Below are 25146 nucleotides of genomic sequence, written 5' to 3' on the forward strand. Positions count from 1 at the left end.
CAATGCCCGACGTAATGACGCTTCCCGAATATGCCAAGGGTCTCGAGAAGACCTCGATCGAGCGTCCGCTGATCGAGACCTTTGCTGCAGAGTCGGACATCATCCAGGCTCTGCCCTTCAAGGGTTTCTCCGGCGCCGCTTACGAGGGCTATCGCGAGACCGACATCGGCAGTGCCGCATTCCGCGCGATCAATGAAGGCCCGAGCACGTCTCAGGGCAAGATCACGCCTTTCCAGGAAACCAGCTTTCCGATCGACGTGCTCCTGAAGGTCGACAAGGCCATCATCCTGCGCCACGGTGAAGGTCGCCGTGCGACGGAAGAAGCCATGCAGATGAAACGCCAGTCCCGGCTTTTCACCGACACCTTCATTTCCGGCGACAACTCGACCAATCCGAAGGAATTCAACGGCCTCAAGGCGCGTTGCACGGTCGGCAACGGTCGCCTGATCCGCAATTCGCTCGCCTCCGGCGGCGCCGCCCTTTCGCTTTCTGCGCTCGATGAGGCGATCGACAACACCCGCGACCCCACGCACATCATCATGAGCCGCGGCCAGCGCCGCAAGTTCATCGCGCTGATGCGCAACCAGACCCTGATGGGCAACGTCGAGATGTCGAAGGACGACGCAGGCCGTCCCGTCGTCAGCTACGCCGGCCTGCCGATCCTTTCGGGTTATCCGAAGGACCGCCACACCGCCGTGCTTCCCTACAACGAAGTCGCGGCCGGCGGCGGCGCTGCCGTCACCACATCCCTCTTCGTGGTCAGCTTCACCGAGATGGGCGTGAACGGCATCCAGCTCAAGGAAATGCAGGCTGTCGACCTCGGCCTCTCCAAGGAAGATGGCGTCTTCTACAAGACGAACGTCTCCTGGGATGTCGGCGTCGTGGTGGAAGGCGATTACTCGGCGACGCGGCTGGATTCCATCGCGGACCTTCCGGTCATCGCGTGACGTAACAGTGACCCGCTGAAAGGCGGGTCTTTCCACAACGGGAGTTTGGACCCATGGGTCAGAGAGTTTACAATATCGATATCGAACTGCTGTTGGCCGATGGCGCCGCCGCAGTCACCGCGGACGGCGTTACGCAGGTTGCCAGCGCGAACGCGTCCAAGCAGCTCGGCCCGGGTCGCTTCGAGGGCGTTCTCGTCGTCGACGTATCGGCAATCAAGACGTCGGTGGGCGATGAGCTGTATCACCTCGTTTTGCAGGGTGGCACGGACAACACGTTCGCCACCAAGGAGATCGTCGCGCAGCTGTCCCTCGGCGCTGGTGCGGCTCGTCCTGGCGGGGCGATCACCTCCACGACCGGCCGCTACGAGATCCCGTTCGTCACCGAACAGGACGATGTCTCGTATCCGTGGGAACGTCTCTACGTGGACGTCGCCGGCACCGCCCCGTCCATCACCCTCAAGGCATTCATCGCCGAGCGCTACTAAGCGCCCGGCGGTTGTCACAGGAGACCCGTTCAATGCCTGACAAAATGACGCTTCACTACAAGACCGGCGCGACCGCCGAAATGGATTCGGTCGATGCGCGCCGGGCTCTTGTCGAGCACCCCTCCGAATGGTCCGCGTCGCCGTTCCCGCCTGAATATGTCGAGGCTGCGAAGGCCAAGACGGACGCGGCTGGCGACCAGAACGATGCCCGCCGCTCGACCGAGCTTGCTGCCGCTCGCCGCGCCGCCGACGAGAAGGCCGCCAAGGATCTTGCCGAGCGCGAGATCGAAGCTGCTCGCATCGCCGAAGAGCAGGAAGAGAAGCGCAAGGCCGACGAAGCCGCTCTCGCAGATGGCCTCTCGACCGGTCCCGTCAACACGCCAATCACCAACGACGGTCTGAAGGTCGGTCACATCCCGAGCGAAGTCCCTGCCCTCGAAGCTCCGTCCGCACCGTTCCTCGCCCGCGACAAGGGCCATGGCTGGTGGGGCATCTTCGACGCCAAGGGTCTGCAGATCGGCGGCGCGATCCGCGAGCCGGAAGCAGCCTCGTTCAATGAGCTCTCGGACGAAGACAAGGCGGAATACGTCAAGGCGGAAACCGCCAAGGCCTGACGCCAGCCGCTTTCATCGCGGCCGGCTGGCGACAGAGACCGGGGAGGCACCGCTTCCCCGGTTTTTTCATGCCCTGTGCTTTGCCCGGCTTGCCCCCAAGAGCCATTCTCGCCGTCATGGACAAGCTCACCATCTTGAACAACGCCCTCCGCGCGACCGGCAACAACACGCTGAACGTGCTCAATGATGGCACCGACGAATATCTCGTTGCGAACGGGGCATTCGATCGCGCGGTGCGCTTCCTGACTGCGCGGCACACATGGCCGTTTGCCACCACGAGCGATTTGCTCGAGCGGATACCGGATGGCGAGAACAAGTCCCGGCGGTTCTCTCGCAATGCCTTCCGCCTCGCGCCGAACACGCTGCATGTGAAAGAGGTCTATTGGGGCACCACACCGCTGACCGAATACGAGATCATCGGCAACGTGCTGTCGTGCAACTACGGGTCCGACGTCTATGCCATGGCCGTGAAAGAGGCGCCGGAAGAGCGCTGGCACCCGCTGGCCGAGGAAATCCTGACCATCTACGTTGAGGCCGGCTGCCTGCGCGGGCTGAACGAGGATTTCAGCGAGGCGACGCGCCGGGAACAGCGAGCCGAGGGCTTGCTCGAAGAGGCGCGGCCGCTGAATGACCAACAGAACCCGGCCCGCAACATCTACAAGAGCAAGATCGCTGCCGCCCGCGGGAGACGCCGGGTATGAGCATCCAGGATCTGATCATTCGTCAGCGTGATTTCTCGGCCGGCGAGGTTGAGCCGGATGCCGTTCGACGGGATGACATCGAGATCATGAAATCGGCCGTTCGCCGCGCTCGCAATCTCGTGTCGACGCATACCGGTGCGCTGACCCGCCGCCCCGGCCGCCGTCTGCTGTTTCGCGACACCGGCATCGTGGCCGACTTCAAGCCGTTCAACGACGTCACATACAAGGTGGTGTTCACGGCCGGCGGCGTGCGCGTGCGTTCCGTGGGTGGCACTCTGCTCGCCTCATTGTCGGCACCTTGGGGGGCGGCCGATCTCGACAGCCTCGTGTTCGAGCCGATGGAGAACGAAATGTTCGTCGCCTGGGCCGGGCGCACCAAGGTCTTGAAAGTCACGAAGGGCACCCGGTCGTGGTCGATCGCCGATTACGTCTTTGACCAAGGACTGGACAGCACATATCGCGTTCCGTTCTATCGGTTCGAGGACACGATCGGCATCACGATGCGGCCCAGCGCGCTGACCGGCAACATCGATGTCGTGTTTTCGCAGGCATTCCTCACTGCAGGCCACGCCGGCACCGTCTTCCGGTATTCACAGCGGCAGATCCGCTGCACGACCGTGACGAACGGCACGACGATGCGCGCCCAGGTCTTGGAAGAGCTGCCGAAAACGTATCGCTTCACCGTCACGAGCTCCGCGGGTTTTGCGGTCGGGCAGATCGTGGAGACCGACCAGACCAACGTCAAGGGTGAGGTGGTGAGCGTTGACTTGCTGGCTCCCAACAGCATCGCCGTGGCCATGCTCGGATCGCTGACGGCACCCGTCGAGAACGAGAAGCTTGTCGGGCCGACTGCCGTGACGAAGATCGAGGAGATTGCGAGCTCAAGCGCGATTGGTGCCACCCTGCAATGGGAGGAGCAATTCGTCTCGAACGCTCGCGGCTGGCCGGCATCCGTTTCGAAGGATCGCCAGCGCCTGATCATGACGAACTTCGACCAGAAGAAGAATGCGATTTTCTGGCTGGCGGCCGGCAACAACCGCGATGGCCTGATCGGCGGCGATCCAGACAATGCCATGGTCGAATCCATCAGCGCGGAGTGCCAGGTCTTCCACGTCGTCGGCGGCTATGACGAATTCGCGGTGACCGATCGCGGCATCTTCTACATTCCGGTGTCCGTTGGAACGCCGCTGCAGCCGGGCAGTGTCGAGTTTCGCCCGGTCTTCACGAGCGAAATCTCGCGCATCCGTCCGGTTGAGGTCACCGAGGGACTGATCTTTCTCGATAAATCCACGACGGGTCTCTACGCCATCAGCGCGACAGGCCAGACCGCGCGCCCCTACATCGCGAACGAGATCAACCGGTTCCATCGGCATCTCTTCGGGGGCGTCAAATCGCTGGCCGTCACCTCGGCCACGAGTGAATTTCCGTCACGCCAGATCTTTGCCGTCAATTCCGATGGCTCGGTGGTGGCCGGGCAGTTCAATGCCGATCGCGAGTATGTCGGCTGGTTTCGATGGGAGGGCGACGGCGCAGTGCGCAGCGTGGCCGGAGCCTATGGCACCGTCGTTTTCATGTCCACATATAGCTTCAACGGCGCGGAACTCGGCATCGCTGAAGAGCTCGATTACAGCCTGCTGTGCGACAGCGCCACCACGATGACAGGCACCATCGCGCCCGATGTCTATTACGGCCGCGAGGTCGATGTGTTCGGCGGCGGGTTCTATCTGGGCAAGGCCGTTGTGGGTGCCGGCGGGGAGGTTTCCGGGTTCTCGGACTATCCCACGATCACCATCGGCATCGACTTCCAGCACTCTCTTATTCCGTTGTTCTCGAACTTCGATGGCGGGCAGGCAGCCGGGCAAGGTGAGCAGCGGCGCAAGATCGAGAAGATGATGATCACCGTCCGCGAGACCCAGGAGTTTCAGGTCGGGAACCGGATCTTCGGCAGTTACCGCGGCGGCGAGGACATGAGCAAACCGGTACCGATGCGCGATGACACCTATCGGTACCGCGAGACCGGCCGCTCCTATGATCCTGTCGTCGAGATCTCGTCGACCTTCCCCTGCGCCTTCAAGCTCATCGAGCTCACCACGAGGATCACAGTCTAATGGGTGTTGCAGCAGCAGCAATCAGCGGCATCGGCTCGCTCGTCAGCGTCTACGGCCAATATCAGGCCGGACAGCACGCGGCCGCTCAGTCGAAGCAGGCGGCCGAGGTCGGGAAGATCCAGGCCGATCAGGTGGACGCAAGCTATCGAGATGAGCTCAACAGCACGATCTCGAACATCCGCGCGATCCGGGCGTCTGCCGGCGTCGAGGCGTTCTCACCCACCGGCGTTGCGTACGAGGCCGAGCAGCAGAAGCGAAGCGACCGCGACCGCAAGATTGAGGTCGGCTCGAAGCGAATGCAGGCGACCCAAGATGAGGCCGACGCGCGGTTCCGCAAGTCGGCCGCGCGTACATCGCTGCTCGGCGGCGTCGCTTCTTCCCTTCCTCAGTTCTTCGGAGCCTGACCGTGGCGAAACTTCCCGAGATCCAGCAGCGCGGCGCCGTCACGCGCGGTCCGCAGTCTTCCGTGTCGGCGGCCGAAATTGCCAACCCCTATCAGCAGATCGCGAATGCGCTGTCGACGACAGGTCAGGCGCTGCAGCGCCAGGAAGTCGCCGAGGCCCAGAACGAGGGGCAGAACGCGGTCTATCGCGACGAGGCCGGCAATCTCAAGGTCGACACGCGCTCGAACTTCTCAGCGTCCGGCCGATCCTACAACGCTGCGGCCCAGCAGGGGTATGCTGCGCGGCTGGCCGGCGATATCCGTGCGCGCGGCGCCGCGCTGACAGCGGAATCCAAGGGGAATATTGAGTCCTTCAACTCGAGCTGGAAAGCATTCCGCGATCAGACCCTGACGGCGGTGCCGAAGGACTTCCGCGGCGCCGTCACAACCATGCTCGACACAGAGGGGCCGCGCTTTGCCTTGGGCGTCTCCGAGCAGAAGCGATCGACGGACATCAAGGAATTCGAGGGCAACGTCAAAGCCGAGATCCAGTTGCTCGACGACGACATGTCGGCGCTGGCGCGTGGCGGAGGTACCGGAACTGACGCCTACAAGCAGAAGCAGGCCCAGGCCCGCACGCTCTATGGCCAGCTCGCCGAAAACCCGGATTTCACCGTGGGCAAGCAGGAAGCCGACATCGCGGTAAAGCGCATGGAATCCCGGCATATGTCCGAGGCGATGCTCGGCACCGTCGATCGCGCGCTGCAGACCGGCGGCATCGGCGAAGCGCGCAAGATCGCCGAGCGCATGGCGACGGACACGAGCCTGTCGCTCTCGCCGGCCGAACGCCGGCAGTATGCCGGCCTTGCCGGAGAGCGGATCAATGGGTTCGTCGCCCAGACGAAGGCCAATCTCAAGCCGGTGCAGGACCAGTCAACGGTCATTCAGAAGCGGCTCAAGGAGGGCGTCGGGCTCGACAACGACGATATCGACACGACGGCGCGGCAGCTCGCCGCCGGCGGCGATATGTCGGGCGCCATGGAGCTCTATTCCGCTCGAGCGATGGCGCGCACGCTGCAGGGATTCAAGTCGTCGGACAATCGAGGGCAGACGAACCAAGCTGAGCGCCTGCTCTCCCAGGCCAACGGCGGCGGCGATATTCTTGCTGCGATCCGTCAGACGGAGAGCTCGGGAGACCCTAATGCCGTCTCGGCGCGCGGCGCGGCGGGCAGCATGCAGGTCATGCCCGAAACAGCGGATGAAATCGCGCAGGAACTCGGCGATGCGGGCTATCCTGCTGCCGGAACCCGCGAAGAGAAGCAGGCATACCTCAAGAGCGGGGGCGTCTCCGATCGCTATGGCGAACACTACTTCAACAAGATGATGACGAAATATGGCGGCGACCGTGAGGCTGCCCTCATCGCCTACAATGGCGGCGCGAAGCGTGCGGATGCGTGGATCGCAGCCGGACGTGACGACAGTGTCATTCCGAAGGAGTCCGCGGACTATTACAAGAAGGTGCTCGGCAGCACTGTTTCCGCGTCGCAGTTCTCGGCGGAGGACGTGACGGCAGCGAAGACGTTCCTTCAGACCCGTACCGACAAGGACGCCAGCCACATCGACGGCATGGATGGAGCTTTCTCCGTGAAGGTCGCCCGAATGCTTGAGGCTGCACCGGCTGGCATCCGGGAAAAGCTCGGCATCTATTCCGGCGCCCGTTCTGTCGCGCGTCAGACGGAGCTCTGGGAAGAAGCCGTGATCAAGTATGGCTCCGCTGCGGAAGCTCGGAAATGGGTGGCTCCTCCTGGAAACTCCCAGCACAATCACGGGAAGGCGGCCGATCTGTCCTATGGTGGGCAGTCGCTCAAGAACGCGCCGCCTGAGGTGGTGAGCTGGCTGCACCAGAATGCAGCGCAGTTCGGTCTAAAATTCCCTCTGGCCAACGAGAACTGGCACATCGAGGACGATACCACACGCGGCGGCAAGGGCTCGAACTCGGTCAATCCTGAGTTGGTCAAGGAATACCGCGCGGAGGTGACCTCCGATGCAAAGCAGCTCTTCACCGACATCAAGGCGGGATACGACAAGAACCTTACGCCGGCTGTGGCCGACATCAACCTGCTGTCCCGTCAGCTCGCCGTCGTCGACGATCAGGATCTCCGGCGCGAGGTCGCGGACTATTTCACCAGCCAGTCGGCTATTGCTCAGACCGCCGGCATGGCGCCCGCACAGGTCGAAAGCTTGGTCTCGTCGCTGCGCTCGGATGCTGCCGATGGCGCCACGGCTGCACAAGCCCAGATCATCAGCGGCATCGAGGCTCAGGAAAAGGCTCGCACCCAGGCGCTCAAGGATGACCCGATCGGATTCGCTGCACGTCAGGGCATGATCGCCGCGCCGCCGCCGCTCGATCTCAGCCAGCCTGATACATGGGCCGGCACCTTCACCGCGCTGCAGAACGGCGCTGATGTGCTCAAGGCGCGCGGTCAGGTCGGCACGATCTCTGCTCTTCGCCCGGAGATGCAAGCCCAGGTCTCGCGCGCACTCACCACCTCGACGCCGCAGGACTCCGTGCAGCTTCTCAGCTCGATGGCGACCAACCTCAGCCCCGATACCTATAACGCCACCATGGCCGCGCTCTACTCGTCCGGCCAGTCTCGGGCGGCGGCGGCGGCCGGCGCGCTGGTGCCGAACAATCCCGAGGCCGCCGAGGGCGTGCTGCGCGGGCAGCAGCTCCTCAAGGAAAACCCGCTGCTTGCCCCGAAGCGGAGCGACGACAATACGGTTGCCATCAACGATATCCTGCCACCGGCCGTGTTTGCGCCCACGCTGGAAGGTGCACGACAAGGCCTGCTCGAAGCGGCCACCGCGCGCTATGCTGACCTGTCGGCCCAAGCTGGCGATACGAGCGGCGAGCTGAACGCCGATCGCATGGAGCAGTCCGTCAAGGAGATCACCGGAGGCATACTCGAATTCAACGGCAGCCAGATCGTTGCGCCGCGCTATGGCATGTCGCAGGACGATTTCGACAAGACCGTCGAGGCGATCTCGGATCAGGACATCAGCGCGGCCATGACATCCGGAGGAACTGCCGTGCGTGCCGACGACTTCCGCGATCAAGGACGGCTGCGCGCGGTCGCCGATGGCCGATATCTGTTGGAGTTCGGCAGCGCTGAAAGCCCAAGCTACGCGCTTCGGCGCCCGTCGCCCGGCGGCTACGGGCAGCCATCCGTGTTCGTGCTCGACCTGAGGGTCCGCTGATGCCGATGATCGTTCAAGAGAAGGATATGGCCGGCGCGCTGCAGCTCGCTGCGCGTTCTCCGCTGCAAGGCATTGACCCCGGATTTCTCGGACGCTTCGAATCCGACTATGCGGCCATGCGCGATTTCTCCAACTCCGACGCCATGTCGCGGCACACCAGCGACGTGCAGGGCGAGTTCATCCAGCAGCTCTACGAGAAGGGCGACCTCGAAGCCCGGCAGTGGGTCGGCGGTGGCGGCGCAACGCTGATCCGCCAAGGCGACGAGAAGGCGCAACAGTGGTTCGAGCAGTGGAAGGGCCGGAACCCTGCGGCGGATCTGGCTTTCCCGACGCCGGAGACCATGGAGTCCGAGGCGATCCGGCGCATGGGCGGCGCTCGGCAGGAATCCAACAGCCTGCAGGCGCGGTCCAACAGCATGCGATCCGGCGTCGGCGGGTTCCTCGGCACGGCAGCCGGCGCCATGACCGACCCCATCAACATTGCGGCGACTGCGCTCGGCGCGGTGTCTGGCGGCTTAGCCGGTGGCATCCTGCGCACCGCGATGATCGAGGGCGGCGTCAACCTCGCATCCGAGACGGCCATTCAGGCGCTCACGCTCGGCGACAAGCAGAAGGCCGACCCGACGTTCGGCGCGTCCGATGCACTCTATGAGGTCGGCGCGGCTGGCGTCGGCGGCGCCGTGCTCGGTGGCGGTCTCAAGGGGCTGGCGGCGGCATGGAGCCGTGCGAAAACCGGGCAGTGGCCGTCGCATGTGCGCGACACCGGCGCGGTTCTGACGCGCGAGGCGACAATCCCCGCGTCTCGGTTCGAAAAGACGGTTGCCGGCGACAGCGCACACCGTGCGGCGGTGATGAAGGCGGCCGACGATATCCAGCGCGGACGTCCGGTCGAACTGCCGCCCGAAGCTTTCACGCAGGCCAACACCCGCCCGGGCCGCGTCTACGATGCGGACGGCAATAACATCGGCGTCCGCTATGAGGTGGTCGAGGCCGATGATCTGGTGACCTCGCATCTAGACGATCTCGGCGTGAACCCGGAATTCCCTCCGGAGCTGCAGCCGCGGGACCGCAGTCGAGCGCTTTCGCAGGATCAGATTGCCGGCATCGCCGCGAACCTTCAGCCGGAGCGTCTCGGCTTCTCGGCGCAGGCAGAGTCCGGCGCTCCGATCGTTGGCGCCGATGGTCTTGTCGAATCCGGCAACGGTCGCGTCATGGCTCTGCGCCGCGCCTATCAGCAGAACGACGTCCCGGCCTCGAACTATCGCAGCTTCCTGAAGGCACAGAACTTCGACGTCGACGCCATGCGCAACCCGGTGTTGATCGCCCGGCGCGTGACCGACCTTGACCCTGAGGCTCGCGTCGGCTTCGTCAACGCGGCAAACCGGTCCACGGCCATGCGTCTAGGCGCCTCCGAACAGGCTCTCGCGGACGCCCGGCTGCTCGACGCCGATCTTCTCGGCCGGCTGGATGGTGCTGACGTCAAGGCTTCCGGCAATCAGGCCTTCGCCCGCGGTTTCATGTCGAAGCTCCCGCGCGCTGAGCAGGGTTCGCTCATCGACAAGGATGGATTCCTGTCGCAGGAGGGCGAACGGCGGATCACGTCCGCGCTGATGGGTCGCGCCTATGGCGAGCCGGTGCTCCTCGGTCGAGCGCTCGAAGACACCGACAACAACATCAAGACGATTGCCGGCGCACTGGCCGACAGCTCGGCGCCGTGGTCGATGATGCGCGACGCCGTGGCGCGCGGCGAGATCCCGTCCGGCATGGACATCACCGATGATCTGCTGAACGCGGTCAAGATGGTCATGCGCGCGCGCGACGAGGGGCGTCCGGTCGGCGAGCTCGTGCATCAAGCGGAAATGTTCGGCGGCCCGGACGAGCTGGCGAAGATCGTGGCTCGGTCCCTGTTCAGCGACGCGGACATGAAGCGGCCGATCGGCCGGGCGAAGATGGCGGCTTTCCTGCGCGACTATGCGTCTGAGGCCATGAAGAACGACGCCGGCCCGCGGCTCTTCGGCGACGCCCTGGGCGCGTCCGACATCCTGAAGTCCTCGCTCGATCGCGTCGGCCGGCAGGATCTCATGCAGGTGGCAGAGGAACGCCTGTCATCGACAGCCATCGACAAGCTTGCAGAGGCGCCGGAAACGGTCGAGGCTTCGATCATGGACGGCCTGCGACTCGTTGCCGACAATGAGGAGCAGGTGGTTGCCGGCAAGGCCGAGCCTATCCGGATCGACATCGGCGACGGCCGGGGCGAGCGCACGCTCGACGAAATCTTGAACGAAGCCGATGAAGAGATCGCCGCCGCCGGTGAGATCGAGGCCTGCACCATCGGGAGCGCAGCGGAATGAGCATCGCCAACTGCCTGACGCGCCTTGTGCAGGCGCAACGCATCTCACAGAAGCAGGCCGACGACGCGCTCGCGCTGTACGAAGGCGCGCAGGGCCGGCTTTATCCTACCATGGGTCCGGTCTCGTCCGAGGCTGCCGGCGCGCTCGAAGCAGCCCGCATCATGAAAGAGACGGCCGAGCGCCGCAAGCTGATGGCGGCGAAGCAGGCGATCGCCTACACGACCGCGCTCAATCGCATGCAGCAGCACCCGAACGGGCTGACGGTCGGCCTGCAGAGCATGCTCGTGCGCGACAACCTCGAAGGCGGCGAGGCCATGGGCAACGCCATCCATATCGACGGCCACAGCGAGAACGTGACGAAGCGGCTGCTTGGCATGATGAACGGCGCGATGGAGCCCTATGCGTCGCGGTTCGCTGGTCTCAGCCAGGATACCGAATCCATCTGGAACATCGTGCGGGAGCTGTTCGGCAAAGACACCGGTGATCAGGCGGCCAAGGCTGCGGCGAAGGGGTGGACGGACACCACGGCCTATGCCGTCGAGCGGGTGAAGCGCGCCGGCAAGCCGCTGTCCGTGCTCGACGACTGGCGGCTGCCGCAGAGCTGGGACACAAGCCGCCTGCGCAAGTTCTCGCAGTCCGAGTTCACGAACGACCTGATGACCGAGTTCGAGGCGGGCAACCTGCGCGTGATGGATGCCGAGGGACAGGGCGATGCTCCGCGCGCGGCGGTGGGGGGCATCATCGCGAACGCCTACAACGACATCACTCTCGGCCGCGCGGGCGCCGGTGCGGCTGGCGGCTTCTCGAACCAGCTCCGTGTCTTCCGCTTCCAATCGCCGGACACCTATATCCGACTGATGAAGAAGTACGGGGTCGGCGACGGCGGGCTTTACAACACGATGATGGGGCATTTCGGCGGCATGGGCCGGGAGATCGCCAGTGTCGAGATCCTGGGGCCGAACTATCAGGATAATTTCAAGCGCCTGCTCGACGTCGCAGCCAAGGACGACACCCTGCGCAACAACACGGTCGGCAAGCGGTTCGCCCGATCGATCTCGCTCAACAGCCCGGCGGCGGTGCAGCGCACGTTCGACGCGGCTACCGGCAAGCTCGGCATGGCGCAGAACGAGCTCATCGCAGGCATCGGCGGCGGCATGCGCAACATCCAGACGGCGGCCCGGCTCGGCTCGGCCACCATCGCGGCTCTCCCCGGCGACAGCTTCACGGCCGCGCTCGCCGCCAACGTCAACGGCATACCGGCCACCGCCGTGCTCGGCCGGCTCGTGAAGGATCTCACGACGAACCGGGAGGGCTCGGAAGCCATAGCCCGGCAGATCAACCTCACGGCCGCATCTGTCATGGATCATGCTATCGGCTCGAAGCGGTTCGCCGACGAGGTGGTCGGACAGGGGCTCACCGGCAGGGTGGCCGACACCACGATGCGCATGACCGGCATCAACGTGTGGACCGAAGGTCTCAAGCGTGCATGGGGCATGGAGTTCAACGGCTTCATCGCCCGGCAGGCCGAAACCTCGTTCGACAAGCTCGACCCGGCATTCTCTGGATTCCTCAAGCGGTACGGTTTCACGCCGGAGCAATGGGACAAGCTGCGCGTTACACCGCCGATCGAGGCCGATGGCGCCAAGTTCTTCGACGTGAACGGTGTCGAGGACCAGGCGCTCGCCGACCGGCTGATGTCGGCCATCTTGGATGAACGCCGGTTTGCCATCCTCGAACCGGACGCCCGCGTTCGTGGCGCCATGACAGCGGGGCTGCAGCGCGGTACCTTCATGGGTGAGATCGTCCGCTCGGCGACGCAGTTCAAGAGCTTCCCCATGACCTTCATGATGACGCACATCATGCGCACCGCCGTGCAGGATGGTGCATGGGGCAAGACGGCCGCCGGCCTGAAGCTGGTCACGCTGATGACTGTCGCCGGGGCGGTGACATCGCAGATGCAGTCCATCGTCGCCGGGCGAGATCCGCAGGATATGGCGACGCAAGAGTTCTGGACTCAGGCGTTCATCCGCGGAGGTGGCGGCGGCATGCTAGGTGATCTCGTATACAGCTCGACGACACGCGGCGGGGATGGCTTGACGGAATATGCCATGGGCCCGGGGCCGGGCGCGATCTTCTCCGGCGTCGGCGACTTCATGCAGGCGGTATCCGGCAACAAGGAGATGACCGGCAAGATGCTGGCCCAGCACGTCAAGGCATGGACTCCCGGCTCGTCGCTCTGGTTCTCCAAGATTGCGACCGATCGCCTGCTGTTCGACAACGTGCAGGCCATGGTCGACCCGAACTATCGGCAGACGTTTTCGCGGTATGAGCGGCGGATGAAGAAGGAGTTCGGGCAATCGTTCTGGTGGGGCCCGGGCGACCCGCTGCCGACCCGCGCGCCTGACCTCGGGAACATCGCTGGCAAGTAGCCTGTGCTTTGCGAGCGGTGCTCCGCTTGGGCATCGTCACGCACATGTCCACGATTGAACCCGACAATCGCATCTCGACTTATGCGCCGACGTCACCGACGACGACGTTCTCGATCGGATTCGATCTCTACAATATTCAGGATGTGGCGGTCTATCACAACGGCGCTCGCAGGTACGACTTCGGCGTTCTCGCCGACTTCATCGCCGGCAAATCGACCAACGGCCGCGTCGTCTTTTCCTCCGGGATCACCGGCGCCGTGTCCGTCCTCGGCTATCGCCTTCCTCGGCGTCAATCGCGCTTTCAGGACGGCGCTCCCCTCCCGACTCGCGATCAGAACCTTGCCCTCGATGTGCTCACCGCGCAGATGCAAGAGATGCATCGTGACATTGAGCGGGCGCTGCTCAACAGCCTTGAAGGCTCGCAGCTCAGCATCGAGGAACTGATCGATACGGTGGAGATCGTTGCCACCCTTCGGTCAGCAGCGTTCCGTGATGCCAACACCTTTGCAACCTCCGCCCAGGGCGCGCGCGCTGATACCGCTTTGCAGCCCGGCGCCTCTCTCGCCCCGGTCAAGCCCCAGAGCTTCAGCCTCGCGGTTGGCGAAGACACCGTGACCATTGCCGGTGGCTATGGTGAGGGCGGGATTTTTGAGGTCATCCTGAATGGTTCGGTAATGGAAGAAGGCTCGGATTGGACCGCCACAGACGGCGTGCACGTGTCCCTCACCAGTCCCATCACTGCATTTGACGCGATGTCGACCACGAACACCGCGCGTCTTCTTGTGCGTGTCGCCCAGGTCTACGGCACGGCTTCAGACATTTTCGACGGAGGAACTGTGTGATGGTGACTCCGTCTCGGAAAACATCGTCTGCCGGATCGCTGCGTGATGAGCTCGCGACCGAGCGTGCCAAACTTTCAGGCATTGCCGCGCAGGCCACGAAGAACGCGACCGACGCGCAGCTCCGCGACCGGTCGACGCATACGGGTACCCAGCCGGCCGACACCATTACGGACGGCACGACGAATAAGGCCTATACCGCGACGGAACGGGCAAAGCTTGCCGGCATCGCAACCGGCGCGACCGCAAACGATACCGACGCGAACCTGAAGAACCGCGCCAATCACACCGGCACCCAGCCGGCTGATACCATCGTTGATGGGACCGTGAACAAGGTTTACACGGCAACCGAGAAGACCAAGCTCGGCGCGCTTCCCGACAATGCGACGCTGCAAACGTCGATCGGCAACCGGATCGCGGCCACTGAGAAGGGCGCCATCAATGGCGTTGCGACGCTTGGTGGGGACGGCAAGGTTCCGGCGATCCAGCTTCCGTCCTACGTTGACGACGTTCTGGAATATGCGAACTTCGCAGCATTCCCGGCAACCGGCGAGAGCGGCAAGATCTACGTCGCGCAGGACACGAACAAGACCTATCGCTGGTCGGGCTCGGCCTATCCGGAGATCAGCGCATCGCCGGGCTCGACGGATGCCGTCACGGAAGGCGCGTCGAACCTGTACTTCACGGCGCAGCGGGTTCGCGACACTTTGCTTGCCGGCGTTTCGTTCGCGACCAATGCAGTCATCGCAGCCAGCGACAGTTTTATCGTCATGGCCGGGAAGCTTCAGGCGCAGATCTCGAACCGGCTTCAGTTCGACGCTGTCCAGACGCTGACCACAGGGCAGAAGACGCAGGGTCAGACGAACCTCGGCGTTGACCCGACGACGCTTGATGCTCGCTATAACCGGCTGTCTCAGGTCATCGCGGATAGCCAGCTGCCTGCTCGCCTGAAAGCCGGGCTTGCAGGAATTGTCGCAGACTGCAACCTTTTCCGTGAGACAGGGTGGGCGTTTGCGACCAACACTGCGTTGAACCTGCCGAACGCAAACACGCATGCATGGCTGCGGTATCAAGGCGACGGTGGAAATGGATACCAGTGGGCGAAAGAAGTATTCACTGAGCGTAGTTACCGGCGTAGGTGGTTTGGTGACACATGGGGTGCTTGGGAGCGTGTGTACGAGGGCGAGACCGAGCTTGATGCCCGCTACAAGACAAACCTTGAAGTACAGGGTTTCGTTGGTGCACGGCAAGGCGCACCCGGCGTAAACGGATATGCAAGCCTCGTTGCTGGCGGACCTGACAATACTGGCTTTCTTGAGTTTAACCAGAAGAATGGCAGTCGCACAGGCTACATCGGGTACGCTAACGCAGCCTTCAAGCGCATGGGGTTCACCGCCGAAAATGGCTACGAGTGGGAGTTTACTGGCTCCGTCTACCATAACCAGCGGCCCTACTATAACGGTCAGCCTCTCGCCACACTTGCAGAAGCAACGGCGGGTGACGGGGGTATTGCAGGGGTCTCGTCGTGGGGTGGCCGCACAGGCACCGTGACGCCTCAGAGTGGGGACTATACGTCCGCCCAGATTAGCCACTCTGGCAGCACCCTTGCAGATGCTCTTGCGGCATTGAACGGGAACAAACAACAGGCTCTCTCGCAGCTTCAGAATATTGAGCTTGGTGTAGGGCTATCCGGTGACAGAGACTCTTTCATCGACTTCCACAGCTACGGTGCCCCAAACGCTGCGGACTTCGCGGCCCGTATCGACCGCGAGCCGGGGGTCAACGGGAATTTCACCTTCGCCCAGACCGGCACAGGCAGCATCTCGTTCCTTGGTGGCAACGGCATGTTCTACAACGGCGTGGCTATCGCGACCGTCAACTACGTCACCAGTGCCATCAATGCCGTTATCGCAGCCGCCCCCGGCGCGCTCGACACGCTCGACGAACTCGCCGCCGCTCTTGGCGATGATCCCAATTTCCGCACCACGATCCTGAACGCCATCGCGGCGAAGGAAGCGGCATTCGACACTCTTGACGGAGGGACCGTGTAATGGTCACCAAACCATCGCGATATCAGACGCGGCGCACCAACACTCCCGGCAAGGTGTTCTCGGCGAGCGAACTGCTTGATTACGAGCTCGGCTTGAACGTGCCCGATCGCAAGCTGTTCTCGAAGGATCTGAACGGGAACGTGTTTCAGGTCGCCGGCGCAGCGGGACGAAACCCCGGAGATTATGTCAAATACGAAGATCTTGGTGACGGGCTTCAGGCGCTCGGCATCAAGACCGGCGGTCGCCTCTGGGTGAAGCACGATACTGACACCACAGGCGACTTCACTACGTTCTGGGTGACGCGAAACCCGCCTGCCGGTGGCACTTATGCTCAGGTGAATAGCGCCATTCGCGCGCAGACGAAAGTTGACTTCAAAACGGATGCCTTCGAATGGGGCATCACCAGTACCCTTGAAGTGAATGCCGCAGGCGGCGGCGAGCATTGCGCCGGCTATTTCCGCGCTCAGAAAAACGCCGATGGCACAGCCTGGGCGATCTGCCTTGAAAACCGCGACTTCGTGCCCCAGCCCCAGAGCGGTACGGTGGCTGCTGAGATCGGTCTTTTCGTCAAAGGCAAGGACGATCTTGGCCGACGCATCGGCATCCACCTTTCCCTGAATTCGGCCGATAACGCCGATGGGGAAAACGTAGTCGGTTCCGCGCTCGTCATCGGCGGGCCATCTGCAAAGGTGCAGGTTACTCGGATGATCCGGCTTCAGGGCGCCGGGTTCGTCGGCATCGACTTCACCGAGATGGACACGAACTATTCCAATATCGGCATCAACATGAAGACGGAGCAGGTCATCCAGTGGAAGGATAGCTTGGACGGAACAACCCGCGGCGGACTTCGGTGGACCTCTGCGCTCGGTGGGAACTGGCAGTGGAGTGGCATCGCGACTACCCCGTCTGCTGGTGCCATCGTTGAATACGAAACTGTCATCATCAACGGCAACTTGCGCAAACGCGCGCTCTACGCGGTGTGAAAATGAACGAAGAATTTGAGAAGAAAGCTCAGGAAACCTTGCAACGAAAGATCGGCAAGCTGTTCATGGACCTGTCATTGGTTGAAACCCAGGCGGCATTTCTGAACAGCCAGTTGGAACTGGCAACCAGCGCTGAGCCGAAGCGATCCAAGGCGAAAACGCAGAGAACGCCTTAATCCTCAGTGCTGCTGAGGTGTCTCCTCATCCTGCAAGATCTCGATAATCCCTGGAAGCGCCGGGTCAAGAGCGAGTGAGCCAGTCGGGTCGGTCATGATCGCTGTTATGGCTGTCATGGGTTGCTGGCTCTGCTTGATCGGAAGGCCATCAGCTTTGATATAGCTATGCGGTAAGGCCCATGCGCGGTGACCGCTCTTGTTCTTCATTAGGATCGGCATTTGCTTTGTTCCGTTGCTGGTGGGCTTCGTAGCATGCTAAGCCCGACAGCTCAATGAACCGGCCTTGCACGCCAGAGCCTTGATCTCATGCAATCGCTGTGCTTGTGGTGTCGTTCTGCAAAAGGACGATCAAATGATTGCTGTGACCGATGACCGCATAATGGTGGCTGTAACATTCCATTATCGGCATGACCGCCTCGAACACCTCTACCAGACCATCCGCTCGATCGCGCATTATCCTGTGCAGGAGGTAACCTTTCACATTTACACGAACTCAGCGGACGCATCCCAGCATCAGGCAATCCATGAGCTACTATCAGAACTGACGGAGGTGTTCCCTGGCGCGGGTAACACCTCAAGAACTATCGAGATCCATACTGTCGAGGGGCTGGATAACCCGCAGCATCTGACGTGGGCGCACAAGCCACTCATCCGGGAATTTATCGGAAGCTGCTACACGCACTTTATCTACACCGAAGACGATCATGAAATTACATATGCGAATTTTCTGTATTTCAGGACGTATCGAAACATCCTCGCGCCCCACGGCCTTTACCCTGGGTTCCAGCGCATCGAGCTAAACAAATCCGATATGGTTTTGCACTCGACTGATCAGGTCGGCCCGAGCCGGGTAATACCTCGCGCAAAAATCGATATGGGAGAATTCATATTCATGACGATGGACAACCCCTACTACGGGTTCTTCATCCTTGATCAGCATCTAGCCGGCGAATACGTCACCAATCGCGCATTTGATATGGAAAGCAGCAAGGAGAGCTTTGGTTGGGAGGTCTGCGAGAGATCTGCAATGGCTCTTACGTTCGAAAACGTGCCGGATGGCTTCTGGGTTCGCCCGGTCGTGCCAGTGACTAAGGGCCATCGCATTGCATCGGTAGCCTGCGTGCGCCATCTCCCCAACAACTACGCGAATAATCCCTCAAGCCCTCTTGGCAGCATGAGGATGTCGGACGTCATCAAAGACTGAAGGCTTAAAAGGCCCAGGTGATCCGCTCGCGAACAACGCGGGCGGGCGTACCGGCAATGATGCAATTCGCAGGGAATTCTTTCGAGACGTAGGAACCCTTGCCAACGACACTGTCGTTTCCGACCTTGGCTCCGGGCCATAGCGTAGCGTCTGCAGAGACCCAAACGTGATCACCGACGATGATGTCGTCAGCAGGGTTCAGTCGCTCACCGGTATCCAGATCGAGGATCTTGTGAACGTGGCTGCTGCTGAAAGAGGTGTTGCCTGCTATGAGGCAATCCCGGCCAAGCTGGATGGTGGCGCTCTCGTGCATGTGCAGGTGGCTCGTTCCGTTGAAGGCGCAGCCGTCCCCGAGCGTGATCCTCCCCGGCACAAACAATCGGATGTGCTGGCCGCTTAGTAGGCAGCGCGAGCCGACCTCGACCGTGCCGCCGCCATTCACCTCAATGTAGATGTCGGAGCAAGTGAACGGCCGGCCAAACACCACCCGATTTCCCTTGCCATTGACAACGACGTTCCCGGGGAAGTCGCGCAGGACATCTTCAGCGATCAGTATCTCGTTCTCGCCTGGGAACTGCTCGATGATGTTCATTACGTCGGTCTCCGGTTTCAGCCCGACCTACCACCCACCATTGCGTAACTCAACAGGTTCCCTGTGCTTTGCGCCCTGACCTCCTGACGCCGATTATCCGACCATCGAAACGAGGCGATGGCGATGAACGAATTCGAACGGTCACTGGCGAAGGTGCTGGTTCATGAGGGCGGGTACGTGCATGACCCCCGCGACCCGGGCGGTGAGACGAACCAGGGCGTGACGAAAAAGGTCTATGACGACTATCGCCGCAACCTCGGCGCCAAGACCCAGAGCATCAAGCTCATGACCAACGGTGAGCGCGACTCCATCTATCGCATGCGGTACTGGTCGCTCATCAAGGGCGACAGCCTGCCGGCCGGCGTTGGCTATGTGGTGTTCGACGGGGCGGTGAACTCCGGCGTCAAGCAGTCCGGCATGTGGCTGCAGCGCGCTCTCGGCATGACAGGCGCGGCCGTGGATGGGGTAATCGGCCCCGGCACGCTCGCGGCGCTCCGCGGCATCAACGATCATGACGCCCTGATTGCACGCATCCTCGATCGCCGCATGACCTTCCTCAAGAACCTGAAGATCTGGAAGACTTATCGAAAGGGGTGGACGAGCCGCGTCAATGACGTGCGCGCCATTGGTCAGGCGTGGGCATCCGGTTCGGTCGGTCCTGAGATCACCTTCATCGACAAGGCCAACGTCAAAGCTCGCATCGAGGACGCCAAGACAGCGCCGACCAAGGGCATCGCGGACGCGGCAACAGGTGGCGGCGTCGGCTCCGGTGCCCTGGCGGCCACCCTGCAGCAGGTGCAGGACCAGCTCGCACCCTTCAGCGCCGGCAGCGCGCTTATCGGCCACGTCGTCGCCGGGTTGGTGATCGCCACCGGTGTGCTGACCATCGGCGGCGTCGCGTATCGCTGGTACGCCACCCGCAAGAAGGCCGAGCTGGCCGACGCGCTCGACAAGGTGCCGGTATGATCGCCCCGCTGGATTGGTTCAAGCTTGGCGTCGGCGCGATCGTCGGCGCCGCACTGGTATCCGGCCCGGCCTATCTCTACGGCAAATCGGCCGGCCGGCAGCAGGCCGCCGTCGTCGCGCTTGAAAACTCCGTCGTCATCCTGCGCAAGAGGAACGAAATCGATGCTGAAATCTCTCGCTCTGATGCTTCTGAGCTGTGCCGCTCTCTCTTCGTGCCAGACACAGAAGAGCACCGCGAATGCGTGCGACGGGTGGCAGAAGCTGACACCGACGCTGGAAACGGCAGTCAAGATCGTGGTGGACGATAGGCCGTTCGCCAATCAGGTCGCGGCGCACAACGCGCTCGGCATCCGTCAGAAATGCTGGAAGTGACGGCCGGCCGGATGCACTACTTGGGTTGAACGAACAACCCCTGATGAACGTTAAGGGTTGAGACTTCAATGAGCGATGCGGGAAACACGTCCATGACTTGGGACTGGGTCAAAGGGAATATCCCCACCATCATCGCGATCGGCGGCCTGTTCTGGTACACGGCCCAGGACAACGCCAAAATCAAGGCCCAGCTCGACGAGGGCGAGCGGTACCGCGCGACCCGCAGCACCCAGACCGACAAGAACTTTGCCGACGTCAACTCCGCCTTGAAGAACATGAGCGATCTGCCCTATCGAATGGGCGCGCAGGAGGGGAAGACCCAGGCGCTGAACGATCGCGTGGACCGTCTCGCCGACGCCATCCTCGGTTCGCAGGAGGCGATCAGGAAGGACATCGCCGGCCTCTCCACCAAGGTCGAGGTGCTGGGATCCAAGATCGACACGTTCTCCGAAAAGCCTCAGCCCGGCAGCCTCCGCCCGAAATAAGAACGCGTTCCCAGAGATATCCGGGAACGCACTTTTCGTGAGGAACGCCTGCATATAATCCCAACGCTTAGGCAGAGATTCCTAATCTGTAGGCCACTGGTTCGAGTCCAGTCGGGATCACCACAAATTCAACAGCTTAGGAATATGCCGTTCCTGACGTTCCTGTAGACGTTCCTCAGAAGTTGTTCTGCGCCTGTTCGACGGCGCCTGATTTGCCGAAAAGCTTGTTGATGTAGGTGCGCAGGCTACCGGCAATAAAGAACCATTCTCCGTGTGAATGATGGTTTTTGAATCGCCAGTGAAGCTGCTTCTCGACGATCTGATCACCTTCGACCGAGCCCAAAAGTAACAGCGGCTCGCCGGATCCAATTTGCAGCTTCCTCAAGCGTTGATCCGCTTTCCCGGCGGTAAACCCGATCTTCACCATTCGTCTCGACTGGATGAAATATATGCTGCCGCTGCGGTTTTCTGTTCTCCGGTTCCTGCGAGGGCTCATGGCGAGCTCGTGCATATCTGCCTGCAAGCGCTGGCACTGACTTCTGATGGATTCAAGATCATCAACGGAAGGTGCATTGCCACTCCACAGTCTCGCTGTCCTTGGCTTGAAGTTCTCATGAAGCTTCCGCCCACTGCAAACCCAATACGCGACACGAGTCCCATCTTTTCGAAATCGCCACTTAAGGCCCATGCTGCTTTCGTCGGTCATCACTTCTCCTTTCTATGCGCCACGCGCAATCGAGCCACGTTCGAGGTTTTTTCTAGCGTTTTGCGATTATAGCGCTGCGTTGTTGCGATATTATCGTGGTTCGCATGATGGCGAAGCATCTCGATATCGGCGCCCGCGTCGCCTCCCTCGGTGATGCCCCCTGCCCGGCTGTCCCGGTTCCAGACGTCTTTCGAGACTCCGCAAGCGTCTGCCAGCGTGCGCCACATCTTGATGAAATACCGCTGCTGGTATGGGAGGCCTGTCGTCTCGGACTTCACGACCGGGCCAAACCGCTGGCCGATCGGCACGAGATCCATGATGGCGCGGAGGAAGGGATACTGCATGGAGTCGTGCTCGGCCACCTTGCCGGTCTTGATGGTGGTCTTCACGAGCACGCCCTTGTCGTCGATGTCGGCCCATAGCAGGCCGTCGCGCCATCTCTGGCCGCGGTAGACGATGCCGCCGGTCCCGATCTCCTCAGCATCTTCCCAACGGCCGATAACATCGATCTGTCGCAGAGTGAGCTCGAACTGCAGCGCCTGGGCGAGCGCGATCGAGAGCCGGCCCTTTGAGATCGCCAGCTCGCAGATCGCTTTCGTCTGCTCGAACGAGATTGCCGCGGTGCGCCCACGCGGAACATGGAAACGCATTTCCTCCATGACCGTCTTAAGCCGGAAGCACTCGGCGATGTTCATGACCACGCCGAAGCCGATCACGATGCGCAGGAGCTGGATCGCCTTGTAGGCACGGCGATGGCGCTCGGTTTTCCCATCGGCGGCCGGCTCCTTAAACTTCGAATGCCAGCGGCGGATATCGATGCCGGTCACCTTTTCGAGCCTACGCGCGCCGACCGAAGTCTCGAGGAGGCGAAGGCTTTCGTCATACATGCTGCGGGTGTTGCTCTTCACCTCGAAGTACGAACTCTCGGCCGTCTGCTGGTAGAGCCGGATCAGCGAGCGCAGAGTGCCGTCATAGGTCGGCCGGGTGCCCTTCCCGCGCTTCGTAAGCCATTCCTTCAGCTCTGCCGTCAGCACGCGGCATCGCGCGGCGACCTCATCGTCGGTACCGTGAACACGCACGGTCTTGAGGGGGTAGCCTTCTGTGTTCTTCGCAACGGCCGAGGCAACCCAATAATGGGCGGTCGTGCCGTCATTTCGAGGCCTTGATTTCAGGCCTGGAGCTTTAGTCATGCGCATTTTCTCCCGTGGTTAGGATGGAAATCGTATTTCAATTCGGCATCTTTCCTTGCTTTTGCGGCGTCTTCCTTTCTCTCAAAGTGTCCGAGCGAAATTTTCCGTCCTCGGCCCGTAATGAAGGCGACCCATTTTCTGGTTTGTTTGCTGAAATAGACGCCGCAAATCCCTGAGGTGTTGCTCTTGGGCATTGCCTGATTTCGCATGTTCTCGCTGTGGCTCACGCTTCTCAATTCGGAGAAGCGGTTGTCGTCGCGACGGCCCTCTTTGTGGTCAATCCTGTCTGGCCACTGCCCAGTCTCGATTGCCCAAATGAGTCTGTGAACCTCGTACTTTCGCCCTTGGTAGGCGACATAGCGATAGCCCGTTGATTTGCTGATGCACCCAGCTTTCTTGCCTGCATACAGCGCGTTCCATCTACGGTAGTCACGAAAGCACTTAAACGCGGGCTCCGGTCGCTCCTTCCAGTAAAGCTCACCGTGTGATGAATCGTAGTGAAACAGGCTCTTGAGTAGATCGAGAGGCAGTTCCTTCATGACCATGTTTCCTGACCATCAAGGCCAATAGCGGCCGGTGCCGACGATGGGGTGAGTCCATATCGCCGATCAAGGAATGCTTCGCAGGCGGGCCAATACCTTCGGCCGCCGAAAAGCGGGTCCGGCTCGGGGAACCCTGATTTCGACAGGGCAGAAAGAGCGTCCTTCAGCAGGTCGGTCTTGACTCCGATGCGTTCGGCGAGCTCGGCCTCTGTGAGGAAAAGAGCGTTGGCTTTCATGTCCCCTCCACGCGAACGTCAACCTGGGCGCCCGCAACATTGGTCGTGGCAAAGCTCAACAGGTCGATGCTGAGAACCGTGAGCTTGGCGCGTTTGAAGACGTGGATAGAAAAACCTGACGCCGTCCGGCTGACAATGCGGAATTGCGTATCGGTGTCGGTACCGACGAGCGCCGGCTGAACGCTCGGGGCTGAGACGAACGGCGTGGGGAATGTCACAGTGTGCAGCCCGGCTGCTGTCGTGAGCCCGTTGTAAGCCTCGATGCGCTGCGGATAGTTCGCCGGCAACTGCGAACGCATGATCTGGCCAGCGAGATCCGCCAGCGCGTGGCCGTGCGTGGCTGTGGCGAAATCGGTGAAGGCACGCAAGGCGGCGCTGCCAAGCCCGAGGTTTGCCCGTGCCTGTGTCAACTGTGCTGCGGTCAGCGTTTGTGCTGCATCCACCCGCAAGCGCATGCTGAGGGCCAGCAGCATCGTCGAGCCGAAATGCGGGTCGTTCTCGATCGCGTCGGCGAATTCCTTCAGGGTGTCGAGGGTGGCGGGAGAGGTTGCAACCAGCGCCTTGAATGCCTGAACCATCTCGTCGGTCGTGACGCGGTTCTCGATCTCCTGGAGCAAGCTCGACAGCGTGCCCTCTGCGGCCACCATGCGCGCCCGCATGCCGTTCACGCCGCCCTCGCATGCATGAACCATGCGAAGTGCGTTTGCGAGCTGATCGGTCATCACCTGCGTTTCGTCGGCGGCCTGCGCCGCTGCGAGTTCCTGCTGCCGAGCCTCACGCCGCACGCGGCGTTTCAGCTCCTCGGCGGTCTCGTGGACTCCCGGCAGTGATTGGCGATAGTAGGCTGTGTCTTTGTGCTTCACTCCCCCACCTCCCTGATCTGGGGATCGGGGTCGATGAAGACGTGATTGATGGCATCTGCAATCTGCTGGTACTGCTCGTCGGTGATCTCGTGAGCGGCGTCGTTGGCGATACCGAAAACGATTTCCCAGAGTTCAGAGCCGTCAAGCTTCACGGCAGGCACGTGGCCAATGCCATTGCAGACTTGGCAAAGCAGCGACGGATAGCCGACCGGGCAGCTTTCGTCCTGGGCAATTCCCGTGCAGGGGCATGGCATTTGCTTCTCGCTCATGCTGCGATCCTCACGGTTGCGCTGCGCGTGAATTTTCCAAACGTCAGGTCACAGAAGCAGTCGGAGATATTGAGCCAGAGGCTGTACTTCGCTTTTGCGGCGGAGACGGCGACAACGGTCGATGTCTGGCCTTCGTAAGTGACGGCATAGACCCGATGCTTGTCGCCGATTTCCTTCAGATGCTGCCTGAGCGCTTTCCGGCCGGCCTCGGTGACAAAGAAGTATGTCATGCGGCTGGGCTCAATGCTGCTCTCGGTCCCCCAGTACGGAGAGGCTGCGAATGCCTTCCCGTGCTCGCTATCGGCGGCCGTCGCAAAGTAGTTGCGGTAGCTCTCGGCCATTGGATCGACAGGCCGGCCTAGGGCGTGGTCGATGTGATCCATCACCTTGTCTTTGA

Annotated in this window: 25 protein-coding genes; 17 read left to right on the forward strand and 8 right to left on the reverse strand. The window is 61.8% G+C overall.

What is annotated here, in order from left to right:
- Positions 1-2 precede the first annotated feature (2 nt).
- The 14 genes from G8E10_RS09230 to G8E10_RS09305 all read left to right on the forward strand — a co-directional run bounded on the left by G8E10_RS09230 (position 3) and on the right by G8E10_RS09305 (position 18528).
- Entirely contained in the window at positions 3-947 is a 945-nt protein-coding gene (locus tag G8E10_RS09230) for a major capsid protein (protein ID WP_167128302.1), read from the forward strand.
- 53 nt (positions 948-1000) lie between these two features.
- Positions 1001-1432, forward strand: a complete 432-nt coding sequence (locus tag G8E10_RS09235; RefSeq protein ID WP_167128304.1) for a hypothetical protein — start codon at positions 1001-1003, stop codon at positions 1430-1432.
- A gap of 32 nt (positions 1433-1464) precedes the next feature.
- Positions 1465-2046 (forward strand): hypothetical protein, encoded by a 582-nt coding sequence (locus tag G8E10_RS09240; protein WP_167128306.1) that lies wholly within the window; start codon positions 1465-1467, stop codon positions 2044-2046.
- Between the two features lie 116 nt (positions 2047-2162).
- Entirely contained in the window at positions 2163-2747 is a 585-nt protein-coding gene (locus tag G8E10_RS09245) for a hypothetical protein (protein WP_167128308.1), read from the forward strand.
- On the forward strand, positions 2744-4855 hold the full coding sequence (locus tag G8E10_RS09250; protein WP_167128310.1) for a phage tail protein: 2112 nt from the start codon (positions 2744-2746) through the stop codon (positions 4853-4855). The genes G8E10_RS09245 and G8E10_RS09250 overlap by 4 nt, the downstream gene beginning before the upstream one ends.
- Positions 4855-5259 (forward strand): hypothetical protein, encoded by a 405-nt coding sequence (locus tag G8E10_RS09255; protein ID WP_110735326.1) that lies wholly within the window; start codon positions 4855-4857, stop codon positions 5257-5259. Before G8E10_RS09250 ends, G8E10_RS09255 begins: the two co-directional genes overlap by 1 nt.
- Positions 5260-5261: 2 nt before the next feature.
- Positions 5262-8495 (forward strand): transglycosylase SLT domain-containing protein, encoded by a 3234-nt coding sequence (locus tag G8E10_RS25880; RefSeq protein ID WP_343289713.1) that lies wholly within the window; start codon positions 5262-5264, stop codon positions 8493-8495.
- The gene (locus G8E10_RS09275) at positions 8495-10846 is read left to right on the forward strand and encodes a hypothetical protein (protein ID WP_167128312.1); all 2352 of its coding nucleotides are present in this window, start codon (positions 8495-8497) and stop codon (positions 10844-10846) included. Before G8E10_RS25880 ends, G8E10_RS09275 begins: the two co-directional genes overlap by 1 nt.
- On the forward strand, positions 10843-13275 hold the full coding sequence (locus tag G8E10_RS09280; RefSeq protein WP_167128314.1) for a hypothetical protein: 2433 nt from the start codon (positions 10843-10845) through the stop codon (positions 13273-13275). Before G8E10_RS09275 ends, G8E10_RS09280 begins: the two co-directional genes overlap by 4 nt.
- A 26-nt stretch (positions 13276-13301) precedes the next feature.
- Entirely contained in the window at positions 13302-14117 is an 816-nt protein-coding gene (locus tag G8E10_RS09285; protein WP_167128316.1) for a hypothetical protein, read from the forward strand.
- On the forward strand, positions 14117-16165 hold the full coding sequence (locus G8E10_RS25885) for a hypothetical protein (RefSeq protein ID WP_281517493.1): 2049 nt from the start codon (positions 14117-14119) through the stop codon (positions 16163-16165). Before G8E10_RS09285 ends, G8E10_RS25885 begins: the two co-directional genes overlap by 1 nt.
- Positions 16165-17148: a hypothetical protein gene (locus G8E10_RS09295; protein WP_167128318.1), complete on the forward strand. Its 984-nt coding sequence runs from the start codon at positions 16165-16167 to the stop codon at positions 17146-17148. The genes G8E10_RS25885 and G8E10_RS09295 overlap by 1 nt, the downstream gene beginning before the upstream one ends.
- Before the next feature lie 2 nt (positions 17149-17150).
- Positions 17151-17324: a hypothetical protein gene (locus tag G8E10_RS09300; protein WP_167128321.1), complete on the forward strand. Its 174-nt coding sequence runs from the start codon at positions 17151-17153 to the stop codon at positions 17322-17324.
- Between the two features lie 352 nt (positions 17325-17676).
- Complete coding sequence (locus tag G8E10_RS09305; RefSeq protein WP_167128324.1) at positions 17677-18528, forward strand: hypothetical protein; 852 nt, start codon at positions 17677-17679, stop codon at positions 18526-18528.
- A gap of 4 nt (positions 18529-18532) precedes the next feature.
- Here G8E10_RS09305 and G8E10_RS09310 read toward each other — a convergent pair whose 3' ends face one another.
- On the reverse strand, positions 18533-19120 hold the full coding sequence (locus tag G8E10_RS09310) for an acyltransferase (RefSeq protein WP_167128327.1): 588 nt from the start codon (positions 19118-19120) through the stop codon (positions 18533-18535).
- 123 nt (positions 19121-19243) lie between these two features.
- Here G8E10_RS09310 and G8E10_RS09315 point away from each other — a divergent pair, with 123 nt between their 5' ends.
- The 3 genes from G8E10_RS09315 (at position 19244) to G8E10_RS09325 (ending at position 20943) form a co-directional block, all read left to right on the forward strand.
- Complete coding sequence (locus G8E10_RS09315) at positions 19244-20086, forward strand: glycoside hydrolase family 108 protein (protein WP_281517494.1); 843 nt, start codon at positions 19244-19246, stop codon at positions 20084-20086.
- The gene (locus G8E10_RS09320) at positions 20083-20394 is read left to right on the forward strand and encodes a hypothetical protein (protein WP_281517495.1); all 312 of its coding nucleotides are present in this window, start codon (positions 20083-20085) and stop codon (positions 20392-20394) included. The genes G8E10_RS09315 and G8E10_RS09320 overlap by 4 nt, the downstream gene beginning before the upstream one ends.
- Before the next feature lie 156 nt (positions 20395-20550).
- Positions 20551-20943, forward strand: a complete 393-nt coding sequence (locus G8E10_RS09325) for a hypothetical protein (RefSeq protein WP_167128334.1) — start codon at positions 20551-20553, stop codon at positions 20941-20943.
- A gap of 175 nt (positions 20944-21118) precedes the next feature.
- On the opposite strand, the gene G8E10_RS09330 is transcribed toward G8E10_RS09325, so the two are convergent.
- From G8E10_RS09330 to G8E10_RS09360, 7 genes are read right to left on the reverse strand one after another with little or no spacing between them, the layout of a single operon-like run.
- Positions 21119-21649: a GIY-YIG nuclease family protein gene (locus G8E10_RS09330; RefSeq protein ID WP_167128187.1), complete on the reverse strand. Its 531-nt coding sequence runs from the start codon at positions 21647-21649 to the stop codon at positions 21119-21121.
- Complete coding sequence (locus tag G8E10_RS09335) at positions 21649-22839, reverse strand: site-specific integrase (RefSeq protein WP_281517496.1); 1191 nt, start codon at positions 22837-22839, stop codon at positions 21649-21651. The genes G8E10_RS09330 and G8E10_RS09335 overlap by 1 nt, the downstream gene beginning before the upstream one ends.
- Positions 22836-23378, reverse strand: coding sequence for an HNH endonuclease signature motif containing protein (locus G8E10_RS09340; RefSeq protein WP_167128193.1), 543 nt, complete (start codon positions 23376-23378; stop codon positions 22836-22838). Before G8E10_RS09340 ends, G8E10_RS09335 begins: the two co-directional genes overlap by 4 nt.
- Positions 23375-23617 (reverse strand): winged helix-turn-helix domain-containing protein, encoded by a 243-nt coding sequence (locus G8E10_RS09345; RefSeq protein WP_167128196.1) that lies wholly within the window; start codon positions 23615-23617, stop codon positions 23375-23377. The genes G8E10_RS09340 and G8E10_RS09345 overlap by 4 nt, the downstream gene beginning before the upstream one ends.
- On the reverse strand, positions 23614-24480 hold the full coding sequence (locus G8E10_RS09350; protein WP_167128199.1) for a hypothetical protein: 867 nt from the start codon (positions 24478-24480) through the stop codon (positions 23614-23616). Before G8E10_RS09350 ends, G8E10_RS09345 begins: the two co-directional genes overlap by 4 nt.
- On the reverse strand, positions 24477-24749 hold the full coding sequence (locus tag G8E10_RS09355) for a hypothetical protein (protein WP_167128202.1): 273 nt from the start codon (positions 24747-24749) through the stop codon (positions 24477-24479). The genes G8E10_RS09350 and G8E10_RS09355 overlap by 4 nt, the downstream gene beginning before the upstream one ends.
- Positions 24746-25132: a hypothetical protein gene (locus G8E10_RS09360; protein ID WP_281517485.1), complete on the reverse strand. Its 387-nt coding sequence runs from the start codon at positions 25130-25132 to the stop codon at positions 24746-24748. Before G8E10_RS09360 ends, G8E10_RS09355 begins: the two co-directional genes overlap by 4 nt.
- Between the last annotated feature and the right edge of the window lie 14 nt (positions 25133-25146).

The sequence above is a fragment of the Ferranicluibacter rubi genome (assembly GCF_011603255.1).
GTDB lineage: Bacteria > Pseudomonadota > Alphaproteobacteria > Rhizobiales > Rhizobiaceae > Ferranicluibacter > Ferranicluibacter rubi.

What these genes read in the sequence shown, in the direction of transcription:
- G8E10_RS09280 (WP_167128314.1), top strand. Translation starts at nt 10,843, where the DNA reads ATGAGCATCGCCAACTGCCTGACGCGCCTTGTGCAGGCGCAACGCATC.
- G8E10_RS09325 (WP_167128334.1), top strand. Translation starts at nt 20,551, where the DNA reads ATGACTTGGGACTGGGTCAAAGGGAATATCCCCACCATCATCGCGATC.
- G8E10_RS09355 (WP_167128202.1), bottom strand. Translation starts at nt 24,749, where the DNA reads ATGAGCGAGAAGCAAATGCCATGCCCCTGCACGGGAATTGCCCAGGAC.
- G8E10_RS09340 (WP_167128193.1), bottom strand. Translation starts at nt 23,378, where the DNA reads ATGAAGGAACTGCCTCTCGATCTACTCAAGAGCCTGTTTCACTACGAT.
- G8E10_RS09345 (WP_167128196.1), bottom strand. Translation starts at nt 23,617, where the DNA reads ATGAAAGCCAACGCTCTTTTCCTCACAGAGGCCGAGCTCGCCGAACGC.
- G8E10_RS09320 (WP_281517495.1), top strand. Translation starts at nt 20,083, where the DNA reads ATGATCGCCCCGCTGGATTGGTTCAAGCTTGGCGTCGGCGCGATCGTC.
- G8E10_RS09255 (WP_110735326.1), top strand. Translation starts at nt 4,855, where the DNA reads ATGGGTGTTGCAGCAGCAGCAATCAGCGGCATCGGCTCGCTCGTCAGC.
- G8E10_RS09295 (WP_167128318.1), top strand. Translation starts at nt 16,165, where the DNA reads ATGGTCACCAAACCATCGCGATATCAGACGCGGCGCACCAACACTCCC.
- G8E10_RS25885 (WP_281517493.1), top strand. Translation starts at nt 14,117, where the DNA reads ATGGTGACTCCGTCTCGGAAAACATCGTCTGCCGGATCGCTGCGTGAT.
- G8E10_RS09310 (WP_167128327.1), bottom strand. Translation starts at nt 19,120, where the DNA reads ATGAACATCATCGAGCAGTTCCCAGGCGAGAACGAGATACTGATCGCT.
- G8E10_RS09330 (WP_167128187.1), bottom strand. Translation starts at nt 21,649, where the DNA reads ATGACCGACGAAAGCAGCATGGGCCTTAAGTGGCGATTTCGAAAAGAT.
- G8E10_RS09300 (WP_167128321.1), top strand. Translation starts at nt 17,151, where the DNA reads ATGAACGAAGAATTTGAGAAGAAAGCTCAGGAAACCTTGCAACGAAAG.
- G8E10_RS09315 (WP_281517494.1), top strand. Translation starts at nt 19,244, where the DNA reads ATGAACGAATTCGAACGGTCACTGGCGAAGGTGCTGGTTCATGAGGGC.
- G8E10_RS09245 (WP_167128308.1), top strand. Translation starts at nt 2,163, where the DNA reads ATGGACAAGCTCACCATCTTGAACAACGCCCTCCGCGCGACCGGCAAC.
- G8E10_RS09305 (WP_167128324.1), top strand. Translation starts at nt 17,677, where the DNA reads ATGATTGCTGTGACCGATGACCGCATAATGGTGGCTGTAACATTCCAT.
- G8E10_RS09240 (WP_167128306.1), top strand. Translation starts at nt 1,465, where the DNA reads ATGCCTGACAAAATGACGCTTCACTACAAGACCGGCGCGACCGCCGAA.
- G8E10_RS09250 (WP_167128310.1), top strand. Translation starts at nt 2,744, where the DNA reads ATGAGCATCCAGGATCTGATCATTCGTCAGCGTGATTTCTCGGCCGGC.
- G8E10_RS09275 (WP_167128312.1), top strand. Translation starts at nt 8,495, where the DNA reads ATGCCGATGATCGTTCAAGAGAAGGATATGGCCGGCGCGCTGCAGCTC.
- G8E10_RS09235 (WP_167128304.1), top strand. Translation starts at nt 1,001, where the DNA reads ATGGGTCAGAGAGTTTACAATATCGATATCGAACTGCTGTTGGCCGAT.
- G8E10_RS09230 (WP_167128302.1), top strand. Translation starts at nt 3, where the DNA reads ATGCCCGACGTAATGACGCTTCCCGAATATGCCAAGGGTCTCGAGAAG.
- G8E10_RS09360 (WP_281517485.1), bottom strand. Translation starts at nt 25,132, where the DNA reads ATGGATCACATCGACCACGCCCTAGGCCGGCCTGTCGATCCAATGGCC.
- G8E10_RS09335 (WP_281517496.1), bottom strand. Translation starts at nt 22,839, where the DNA reads ATGACTAAAGCTCCAGGCCTGAAATCAAGGCCTCGAAATGACGGCACG.